At 77.0% G+C, this 10377-nt stretch carries 8 protein-coding genes and 1 tRNA gene; 5 read left to right on the forward strand and 4 right to left on the reverse strand.

The window, feature by feature from the left end:
* Positions 1-86: 86 nt before the first annotated feature.
* Both WCS02_RS04680 and WCS02_RS04685 read right to left on the reverse strand, forming a co-directional pair.
* Positions 87-293 (reverse strand): hypothetical protein, encoded by a 207-nt coding sequence (locus tag WCS02_RS04680; protein WP_340290430.1) that lies wholly within the window; start codon positions 291-293, stop codon positions 87-89.
* Positions 294-437: 144 nt separating this feature from the next.
* Positions 438-510, reverse strand: a tRNA-Arg gene (locus WCS02_RS04685).
* Between the two features lie 205 nt (positions 511-715).
* On the opposite strand from WCS02_RS04685, the gene WCS02_RS04690 reads away from it, so the two are divergent.
* Positions 716-2800, forward strand: a complete 2085-nt coding sequence (locus WCS02_RS04690; RefSeq protein WP_340290432.1) for a S8 family peptidase — start codon at positions 716-718, stop codon at positions 2798-2800.
* Positions 2801-2875: 75 nt separating this feature from the next.
* Positions 2876-3487: a flavodoxin family protein gene (locus WCS02_RS04695; protein ID WP_340290435.1), complete on the forward strand. Its 612-nt coding sequence runs from the start codon at positions 2876-2878 to the stop codon at positions 3485-3487.
* Positions 3488-3520: 33 nt separating this feature from the next.
* Here WCS02_RS04695 and WCS02_RS04700 read toward each other — a convergent pair whose 3' ends face one another.
* Positions 3521-4408 carry an aldose epimerase family protein gene (locus WCS02_RS04700; protein ID WP_340290438.1) on the reverse strand — a complete coding sequence of 296 codons (888 nt, stop codon included), beginning with the start codon at positions 4406-4408 and terminating at the stop codon, positions 3521-3523.
* Positions 4405-5223 (reverse strand): NAD-dependent protein deacetylase, encoded by an 819-nt coding sequence (locus WCS02_RS04705; protein ID WP_340290440.1) that lies wholly within the window; start codon positions 5221-5223, stop codon positions 4405-4407. Before WCS02_RS04705 ends, WCS02_RS04700 begins: the two co-directional genes overlap by 4 nt.
* Positions 5224-5302: 79 nt before the next feature.
* On the opposite strand from WCS02_RS04705, the gene WCS02_RS04710 reads away from it, so the two are divergent.
* The 3 genes from WCS02_RS04710 to WCS02_RS04720 form a co-directional block, all read left to right on the forward strand.
* Entirely contained in the window at positions 5303-6079 is a 777-nt protein-coding gene (locus tag WCS02_RS04710; RefSeq protein WP_340290442.1) for a DUF5995 family protein, read from the forward strand.
* A gap of 124 nt (positions 6080-6203) precedes the next feature.
* Positions 6204-7178 carry a DMT family transporter gene (locus WCS02_RS04715; RefSeq protein WP_340290445.1) on the forward strand — a complete coding sequence of 325 codons (975 nt, stop codon included), beginning with the start codon at positions 6204-6206 and terminating at the stop codon, positions 7176-7178.
* A gap of 4 nt (positions 7179-7182) precedes the next feature.
* Positions 7183-10377 (forward strand): hypothetical protein (locus WCS02_RS04720; protein ID WP_340290447.1); only part of this gene is annotated, 3195 nt, incomplete at its 3' end.

Raw genomic sequence — 10377 nt, forward strand, 5'->3', positions numbered from 1 at the left:
CTCGCAGCCCCTGGTGGGTCCGGACCCGGTCCTCTACCGGGGACCGCTGGCCGTCAGCCCTCTCGGGGTGGCAGCGCGCAGCCCCGCTACCGCCTGCTTCGACGCACCACGACGGCGTAGCCGGCGAAGAAGACCGCGAGAGCGACGAGCAGGCCGCCCACCACCGGGAGGGGGATGCCGCGGCGACCGACGTCGGACATGTCGGAGGTCAGGAGCACCCCGATGCCGCCTGCCAGGCAGAACCCGGCGATGACGAACAAGCCCGTCGGAGAGAGGGGAGGCTGTGAGGTCACAGGACATCCTGAGCCGCGGCGACCGGCTCCGCCCTACTCAGGAGCCTGGATGGACGCGGCTTGTTCGGTTTGGTCCGCCAGACGGAGACCACGGGCCGACAGCCGACGCATCGCCCACGACGCCGTGACCGGCGTGTTCTGCGGTGACCCCGGCCAGATTCGAACTGGCGACACACGGTTTAGGAAACCGATGCTCTATCCCCTGAGCTACGGGGCCGTGGGCAGCGTCGGCCCGGGGCCCCCGCCGCCCGTGAGGACGAGACGGTCGGAGGCTACCCGAGCCCGCCGACGGGCGGGCACCGGCACCGGCCGCCCCGGGCGGTCCCCGACCGGGTGCAGCCGTCCGGGCGACAGCGCGCGCCGGGCGGTCGGGATCTGACCGGACGGCTGCGGCACGTCCCGTCACGGCCCATCATCGGGGAGTGGTCAACTGCAGCTCCCGCCCCGTGTCCTCCGCCGTGGCGCTCGCCCTCGGCAGCCTCCTGCTGACCGGTGCGCCTGCCGCCTCCGCGGCGACGGCCGGGGCACCGACGGGCGCCGCCGTGGCGCAGCAGGCGGCGCAGCATGTCGCCCCGGTGCAGGGGCTCGTGCACGAGCAGGCAGCGCCGCTCACGGAGCCGGCGCCCGACGGCCCGCCGCTGTCGGCGGCCGCGGTGGTGGCGCGCGACGGCATCGTGGACGTCGTCGTCCGCACGGCCCCCGACGCCGACCCTGAGGTCGTCGCGCGCGGCGTCGACGCGGGGGCGGACCTGGTCTTCCAGTCCGTTCTGTCGGGGTTCACCACCACGGTCGACCCGGCGGGGCTGGCCGACCTGCAGGCGGACCCGCGCGTGCTCGCCGTCGAGGTGGACCAGGTCGTCTGGACAGCGAGCACCCGTTCCCCCGTGACCTGGGGGCTGGACCGCACCGACCAGCGCACCCTGCCGTTGTCCGGGAGCTACACGCAGCGCTCGACCGGCGCCGGGGCCACCATCTACGTCGTCGACAGCGGGGTCGACGCCGGCCACGCCGAGTTCGGCGGCCGCGTGCGGTCCGGCTTCACCGTGGTGACCGACGGCGCCGGCACGGACGACTGCAACGGTCACGGCACGCACGTGGCGGGGACCGCAGCAGGCGCCGTCCACGGTGTCGCCAGCTCGGCGACGGTGGTGCCGGTCCGCGTGGCGGACTGCCGCGGGAAGGGCACCGTCGGCGGGATCGTGGACGGGTTGGACTGGGTGCTGCAGGACCACCAGGCGGGGACCCCCGCGGTGGTCAACCTCAGCATCGGCGCGGGACCCAGCCCGATGCTCGACGACGCGGTCCGTGCCCTGCACGCGCGCGGCCTCAGCGTCGTCGTCGCCGCGGGCAACGCCGGGGCCGACGCCTGTCTCAGCTCGCCGGGCCGGGTCCCTGCTGCCGTCACCGTCGGGGCGACCGACGCGTCCGACCGGCGGCCGTCCTGGTCGGACCACGGCGCCTGCCTCGACCTGTTCGCCCCCGGGGTCGAGATCCGGTCGGCCGCGCACGGCACCGTGACCGGGACCCGGGTGGACTCCGGCACGTCGATGGCGGCCCCCCACGCCGCAGGCGTCCTCGCGGTCATGCGGGCGGCCGAGCCCGGCCTGACCGCCACGGCGGCGGCGGAGCGTCTCGTCGCCTCCTCGTCCCCGGGCGTCGTCCTGGACACGGCCGGGTCGCCGAACCGCCTGCTCTCGCAGTCCTCCGCGCCGCCCAGCGCCGAGTGCCCGGCGGGCGACGACCGCACCGGCGCCGTCAGCCTGCCCCGCCCCGGTGTCGTCGTCGTCCAGCGGACCATGTCGCCCACCCGCTACGACCTGTTCACCGTGGACAGCAGCGGCGCCGCCACCCCGCTGGCGGTCGACGGCCTGCCCCTGACCACCCAGGTGGTCGCGACCTGGGAGAACGGCGCCGGCTGCTCCGGCCTGCCGGGCTCGCGCGCCGCCTGGGCCGTCACCCCCGGCGGGCGCGTGTTCGGCGAGGGCTCCGTGACCGGGCCGCCCGCCGCCTCCTACGGCGACGCCTCGACGCTCCCGCTGGCCCGCCCCGTCGTGGGGATGAGCCCGACGGCGTCCGGTCGCGGCTACTGGCTCGTCGCCTCCGACGGCGGGATCTTCACCTACGGCGACGCGGTCTTCCACGGCTCGACCGGGGCGCTGCGCCTCAACCAGCCGATCGTCGGCATGGCCACCACGCCCACGGGCGGCGGGTACTGGCTCGTCGCCTCCGACGGCGGGGTGTTCGCCTTCGGCGACGCGGTGTTCCACGGCTCGACCGGCGCCCTGCGGCTGCAGCGCCCCGTCACCGGCATGCTCGCCACCCCGACCGGCCAGGGCTACTGGATGGTCGCCTCCGACGGCGGGGTGTTCACCTTCGGCGACGCGCTGTTCCACGGCTCGACCGGCGCGCAGACGCTCAGCTCCCCGATCGCCGGGATGCTGCCCCGTACCGGCGGCTACCTGCTCGTGGGCGGCGACGGCAGGACGTACGGGTTCGGCGGCCGGTAGGCAGGCCGGGTCGGCCGGCGTCCGGACGGTAGGGGGCCAGGTCTGACGCCGGGCCGGTCTGGGTACCCCTCCGGCATGACCGACCTGACTGCCCTCGTCCTCACCTGCTCGCTCAAGAAGTCCCCCGCCCCCTCCTCCTCGGAGACCCTCGGCCGCGAGGTCCTCACCGCGCTCGGCGAGCACGGCGTCACCGGCGAGGTGGTCCGCGTCGTCGACCACGACGTCCGCTTCGGCGTCTCCCTCGACGAGGGCGACGGCGACGGCTGGCCGGCGCTGCGGGCCAAGGTCATGGCCGCCGACATCCTCGTCCTCGCCACCCCCATCTGGCTGGGGCAGCCGTCCTCGGTCGCCAAGGTCGTCCTCGAGCGGCTCGACGCCGAGATCTCCGAGTCCGACGACCAGGGCCGCATGCTCACCTTCGGCAAGGTCGCCGGCGTGGCCGTCGTCGGCAACGAGGACGGCGCCCACCACACCAGCGCCGAGGTGTTCCAGGCGCTCGTCGACGTCGGCTTCACCGTGCCGGCCGCCGCCACCACGTACTGGGTCGGCGAGGCCATGGGCGGCGTCGACTACCAGGACCTGGAGGAGAAGCCGGAGTCGACGCAGGGCACGACCGCCGACGTCGCCCGCCACCTGGCGCACCTGGCCCGGCTGCTCAAGGACTCGCCCTACCCCGCCGCCGGCTGACCCGCACGCCCCGGGCGGGACCGGGACAGGTCCTCAGGCGGGCGCGTCCGCGCGCAGCACCTGGCAGCCTGTCCACTCCCCGCCCGGGGACAGCGTCACCGGCTCCAGCTGCGCCGGCTCGACGCAGACGAACTCGCCCTCCCCGCCCGGGTGCACGTCGCCCGGGGCGCCGCCCGGGCCGGGGTTCCACACCACGCGGGAGCCGAAGCCGTCGGCGGTGAGCACGGTGGCACCCAGGACCGGGTCGCGGAGCACGACGGCCCCCTGGGTCCCGGGCTCGACGCCGGCCACGGCGACGTCCACCGGACCGACGACCGGCAGCGGGCCCTGCGGCAGGACCGTGCTGCCGCTGCCGTCGTTGGCCTCCGCGGTCCGCCCCTCCAGGCCCGTCAGGCGGGCGTCGGCCGTGGAGGACACTCGCAGGTAGGTGTGCAGGGCCGCCGTGAAGGTCAGCGGCGCGGTGCCCTCGGACCGCACCCACAGCCGCACCGACAGCTCCGCGCCCACCGCGACCGCGTCGAGGTGGAGCGTGAAGGCGTGCGGGTAGGGCGTCGTCGTGCCGTCGGACACCAGGCGCAGCCGCGCCGTGGCCGCCCCCCGGTCGTCGGTGCCGGCCTGCAGCACCTCCCAGGCGCGGTCGCGGACGACGCCGTGCCGGGGGCCGTCGCCGCGGGCCGCGAACTGCGGCCAGATGACGGGGATGCCGCCACGGACCGCGGTGCCGGGCCCGCAGCCGGTGTCCCGGCTCAGCCACAGCCGCTCCTCACCGCCCGCCGGCGACCACCCGAGGACGTGCCCGCCGTGCGCGCAGAACGTGAGGACCGCGCCGTCGTCGGCCACGAGCCGGACCGGTCGGCAGGGGTCCGGGGCCCCGTCGTGCGGTGCGGAGGACGCGTCCGGCCGTGCCAGGGGCTCGGTCATGCCAGCGAGGGTGCCAGGTGCGCCGCCCACCCGGCCAGCACCGGCGAGCAGCCCGCGTCCAGGTGCACCGTGGCCAGGTCCGCCGCCCGGGTCGGGCCGCGGTTGACGACGACGACCGGGATGCCCTCGCGCGCGGCCCGGGCGACGAACCGGCGGCCCGAGAAGACCGTGCACGACGTCCCGGCGACCAGCAGCACCCGGGCGGCCTCGACCAGGGCGTAGCAGCGCTCGACCCGCTCGACCGGCACGTTCTCGCCGAAGAACACGACGTCGGGCTTGAGCATCCCGCCGCAGCGCTCGCAGGGGGCGACGACGAACCCGGCCGTGTCGTCGAGGTCGACGTCCCCGTCCGGGGCGATGTCCGCCGAGCCCAGGTCGTCCCGCTCGGCCCAGCCGGGGTTGAGGGCCGCGAGCCGCTCGTGCAGCCGCACCCGCGGCGTGAGCTCCCGGCAGCCCAGGCACACGACCTGCGACAGGGTCCCGTGCAGGTCCACGACGTCCGGCGACCCGGCAGCCTGGTGCAGCTCGTCGACGTTCTGGGTGATGACGGACGTGACGACCCCGGCCCGGCCGAGCGCGGCGAGCGCCCGGTGACCCTCGTTCGGCGACGCCGCGGCCATCCGGTGCCAGCCGACGTGGCTGCGCGCCCAGTAGCGCTGCCTGCCCCGCTCGGAGCGGGTGAAGTCCTGGTACGTCATGGGCGCACGGCGCGGCGTGCCCGGCCCCCGGTAGTCCGGGATGCCCGAGTCCGTGCTCATGCCCGCCCCGGTGAGCGCCACCACCCCGCCCCCGGCGAGCAGCTCGACTGCCTCCACCGGGTAAGGGTAGGTCGGGGCGCCGGGAGGTCGAGGACCGGTCGTCGGGTCCCGGACGGCGCGGGCTAGCGTGCCGCGGGTGGACAGCCCCGAGCACCTCATCGACGGCGTCCTGGCCCGGATGGGGGAGCGGCTGGAGGAGCTGGAGCGGGCGGGGGACCCGGCACGGCACTTCCTCGCCACCTACCGCCGCGTCACCCTGGCCGTCGGCGAGGCGGCCGCGCAGGGCCGGGTCGAGGACCCGTCGTGGCTGGCGCGCTGGGACGTCGCCTTCGCCGAGCTGTACCTGCAGGCGCACGACGCGTGGCAGCAGGAGCCGGCCACCGTCCCCGGGCCCTGGCGCGAAGCGTTCTCGGCGCCGGCCGGCCTCGAGCCGTACCTGCACGTGCTGCTCGGCATGAACGCCCACATCAACTTCGACATGCCGCAGTCGCTGCTGCAGGTCGTCGGCGAGCGCGACCGGCACGACCCGGTCCTCATGGGCTCGCGCGAGCGCGACCACCACGCCCTCGACGGGGTGATCGTCGCCCTGGTCCCGCAGGAGTCCCGCCACCTGGTGAGGGCGGCGGCGGCCGCGCCCGGCGTCCTGGACCGGCTGCTGCTGCCGCTGTCGCGGGCGGCGTCGGCGCGGCTGCTGCGCGAGAGCCGCGAGCAGGTGTGGGCCAATACCCACGTCATGCTCCGCGCGCGGGCGGCCGGTCCCGGCCCGCTCGCCGCCGCGACGGCCCGGCTGGAGGAGCTGTCCACCCGGCGCGTCCACGACCTGCTCGTCCCGCGCCACCCGCTGTACCACCTGGCCCGGCACGGCTTCGGGGTGCGGCTCGACGGCGGCGCCGAGGACGAGCGGGTCGCCTGACAGACGCTCCTCTCGCCTGCTGGCGCGGGCCGGGCCGTCTCGCGGCCAGGCCACCTGGGCGGGGCAGGCCTGCTCGGCCCGCAGCGGGAGGTCCGCGGTCGGTCCCGGGACCTAGCGTGACGGCGTGGCTGTCTCCCGTCCCGCCCTGGTCGTCGCCTGGCTCGTCGCCGCCACCTGCTGGGGGGCCAGCTTCCTGTTCATCAAGTGGGGCCTCGAGGGCCTGGTCCCCGGCCAGGTGGCCCTGGCGCGGCTGCTCTTCGGGACGCTGTTCCTCGGCGGCTGGCTGCTGGTCACCCGCACCGCGCTGCCCGCCGACCGGGGCACGTGGGGCCACTTCGCGGTACTCGGTGTCCTGTTCTGCTTCGCCCCGTTCACGCTGTTCGCCTACGCCGAGACCCTCGTGGACTCCGGGCTGGCCGCCATCCTCAACGCGACGACGCCGCTGTGGACGCTCGTCATGGTGCTGCTGTTCCTGCCGAGCGAGCGCGTCACCACCCGCAAGGCGGTCGGTCTGCTCGTCGGCTTCGCCGGTGTCGTCGTCGTGGCGCTGCCGCAGGTGGCCGGGCTCGGCGGGCGCGACGCGCTGCTCGGGCAGGCCGCCTGCCTGGGGGCGACCGCCTGCTACGGCGCCGGGCTGGTGTGGGTGCGCCGGTTCGTCATCCCCCGCGGCACCGGCCCGCTGGTCATCGCGTTCGGCCAGGTGTCGATGGGACTGGCCTGGTCCCTCCTCGCCGCGCCGGTGCTGTCGTGGGAGCCGGTCCAGCTGACGACCAGGGTCGTGCTGGGGATGGTCGCGCTGGGCGTGCTCGGGACGGGGCTCGCCTTCGTGCTCAACACCGCCGTCACCGCGGGGCTCGGGGCGACGTTCGCGTCCACCGTCACCTACCTGTCGCCGGTCATCGGCGTCGCGCTCGGTGCGCTCCTGCTCGCCGAGAGCATCGGCCTCGCCGAGGTGGTCGGCGGCCTGGTCGTCGTGCTCGGCGTGGCGGTGGGCCAGGGGGTGCTCCGGCTGCCCCGCCGGGCCGCCCGGGACTCCTCCGGCGTCCGGGCGTCCCCGGGTGCGGGAGGCGCCCGCGGGGCGCGGGATCTCGTACCGTGAGCACATGCCATCCCCCGGACAGCCGTCGGTCGAGACGGGTCCGGGGACCACGGGCCCGGCGGGGCGCGCCGCGCAGGTGCTCGACCGCGCCCGGACCGCGCTGCTGCAGGACCCGACCGGCACCCGCGACCTGAGGCCCGTCGAGGCGGCCTGCCTCGACGTCACCTCCGCGCACCCCTCCGGCCAGGCGCACCTGCTCGCCTCGGGCCGGCAGAAGCTGTCGGGCCTGGTCCGCGACCCGGACGCCCGCGTCGCCGCCCTCGCGCAGCTGCGCCGCTTCCGCGAGGTCGTCGGCTCGCTGGAGGACCGCGGCCATACCGCGGGGCACCTGGTCGCCGGGGTCGTCGTGCTGCCCGACGGCGGCGAGATGCCGGTCCTGCTCCGCTCCTGCCGCGTCGGCGGCAGCGGCGAGACCGACGCCCAGGTCGTGGTCGAGGGCCAGGTCGAGCTCAACCCTGCCCTGGCCCGGGAGCTGCTCGAGCGCAGCGGCGGCACGGTGGACCTGCCGGCGGTGCTCGGGGACCGGCTGCGGACCAGCGGGAACGGCTTCGACCCCTACCCGCTGCTCGACCTCGTCCAGGCGGCGCTGCCGGGCGTGCCCGGCGCCCTGCTGCGGCGCCGGCTGCTGCTGGCGCCGGTGTCGCTGGACGGCGACCGGGTCCTCGCCGACCTGGAGCGGCTGCGCACCACCGTCGGCCCGTCCTCGCCGCTGGCCTGGGTGGGCGACGAGCAGGACGAGCCCGTCGAGGACCTGCTCGCGCGGGTGGGCCACGGCCTGCCCGTCGTCGACGACCCCGGCCAGGGCGTCCAGGACCTGCTCGAGCGCTTCTCGCCCGTCCGGCTCGACCCCGACCAGCGGCGCGTCCTCACCGCCGTCCTGGCCGGCCACAGCACCGCCGTGGACGCCCCGCCCGGCGCCGGTGCCACCACGTGCGCGACCGCCGTCGCCGCGGTCGCCGCCGCCACCGGCCGGCGCTGCCTGGTCGTGGTCCCCACCCGCGCCGAGGGCGACGTGCTCGTCGACCGGCTCGTGGCGCTCGGCCTGGGCGACCTCGTCAGCGACGGCTCCGGCCGCCCGGCCGCCTCGACCGAGTCCGCCGCCCGCACCGCGGGGTCCACGGGCGGGCCCGCCGAGGAGGCCGCCCGGCGCCACGTCGAGGCGGGGGAGCGCTACCGCGCGGCGGTCGCCGAGCTGCGCCGCGTCCGGCGGCCGTGGCAGGTCACCCGCGCGCAGGTGCTCGAGGTGCTGGCCGAGGCCGCGGTCGAGGGACCCCGGCTCAGCGACGTGGTCCTCGCGCAGGACCCCGGGACCGGGCTGTCGCGCGAGCAGATGGAGGCCCTGGCAGACGACCTCGCCGAGGCCGTCGCGCTCGGCTCGCTCGAGCCCACCGAGACCGCCTGGACCGGCGCCCGGATCACCGACCGGCAGGGTGCGCAGGAGGCCCTGGGCCTGTCCGCCCGGCTGCGGGACGGGCTGGTCGCCGAGGCGGTCGACGCCGCCGCCGAGCTCGCGCAGGGCACCGGCACCGTCCGTGCCACGACGGTGGCCGAGGTCGCCGAGCGCCACCGCCTGTTCGCCGGCCTGCAGACCACCCTCGACCGGCTCGTCCCCGAGGTGTTCGACGTCCCGATCCTCGACCTGGTGGCCGCGACCGCCGACGAGGAGTTCCGCCGGACGACCGGCTACACCCTGGGCGGCGCCCAGCGCTGGCGACTGCGCCGGCGGGCCCGCCAGCTCGTCCGCCCCGGCGTGGAGTGCGACGAGCGCCAGCTGCACCGGCTGCTGTCCGCCGCGGCCGCCCAGCGCCTGGACTGGCAGAAGATCTCCGAGGGGTCCGGCTGGGCGCACCTGCCCTCCTCGACGGCCGGGCTCGTGGCCACGCTCGGCGAGCTGGTGCGGGCGTGCGAGCGGCTGGACCTGCTCCACCCCGGGCTGCAGCTGTCCCGCCGACCGGTCGGCCAGGTCGAGCAGGTGGCCGCCCGGCTGCTCGAGGAGGCCGACGCCCTCGACGACCTGCCCCGCCGCACCCTGCTCGAGCAGCGCGTCAGCGAGCGCGGCGGCTCCGGCCTGCTCGCGCACCTGCGCCGGCTGCCGACCGGCACGGTGAGCCCGGGCGCCGCCGCCCGCGAGCTGCGCCTGGCGTGGTGGACCGGCGTGGCCGAGGCGACCGCGCCCGCCCTGTCGGACCGGGCGGTGACGAGCGAGGCGTCCGAGCGCTACGCCGCCTCGCAGCGCGACTGGGTGGCCGCCGCCCCCGCCCGCGTCCGCGCCGCCCGCGGCGAGGTGGACAGCGGCTCCCGGCTGGCCGGGCCGGTGCGCGTGCTCGTCCCCGCCGACGTGGCTGCCCTCCCGGTCGACGACCACGTCGACGTCCTCGTGCTGGACGACGCCGGTCGCGCCGGCTTCCCCGAGGCGTGCGGCGCCCTGGCCCGCAGCTCGCAGGTGCTCGCCCTCGGCGACCTGGGCGTCGCGCGGCAGGGTTCCGCGCTCGCCGTGCTCGGCAGCTGCCTGCCCGTCGACCGGCTCCGCACCGGGCACCGCACCCACCAGCCCGCGCTCGCCGGGCTGCCCGCGGTCACCGGCAGCACGCCGGTCCGCAGCACCGGCTCGCCCGCCGCGGAGCCCGCGGTCACCTGGAACCTCGTCGAGGACGCCGTCGGCCTGCCCGAGGGCGACGCCGACCAGGTCGACAGCACCGAGGTCGAGGTCGACCGGGTGGTCCGCGAGACGCTGCGCCTCGTCGCCGAGCTCGCCGCGCAGGACCCGCCGCGCTCCGTCGCGGTGGTCGCGCTCACCCGCGCCCACGCGCTCGCCGTCGCGGGCGGGGTCCGCCGGGCCGTGCGCGCCTACCCGTCGCTCGCCGTGGCGTTCTCCTCGGCGATGCCCGAGCCCGTGGTCGTCGCCTCGGTGGACCAGACCCGCGGCCTCGAGCGCGACGAGGTGCTGCTGACGACCGGGTTCGCCCGCACCCCGCACGGTCGCGTGCTGCACCGCTTCGGCCCGCTCGACGCCCCCGGCGGGGCCGGGCTCATGACGACGGCGGTCAGCCGCGCCCGCCACCGCCTGCACGTGGTGACCGCGCTGCGCGCCCGCGACCTGGACCCCTCGCGGCTGAAGACCCCCGGCGCGGTCTCCCTCGCCCGCACGCTCGCCGCCGTGGAGCTCGACAAGAACTTCACCGACGACCTCGACATCGAC

It is taken from the genome of Aquipuribacter hungaricus, from assembly GCF_037860755.1.
Taxonomy (GTDB): Bacteria; Actinomycetota; Actinomycetes; order Actinomycetales; family JBBAYJ01; genus Aquipuribacter; species Aquipuribacter hungaricus.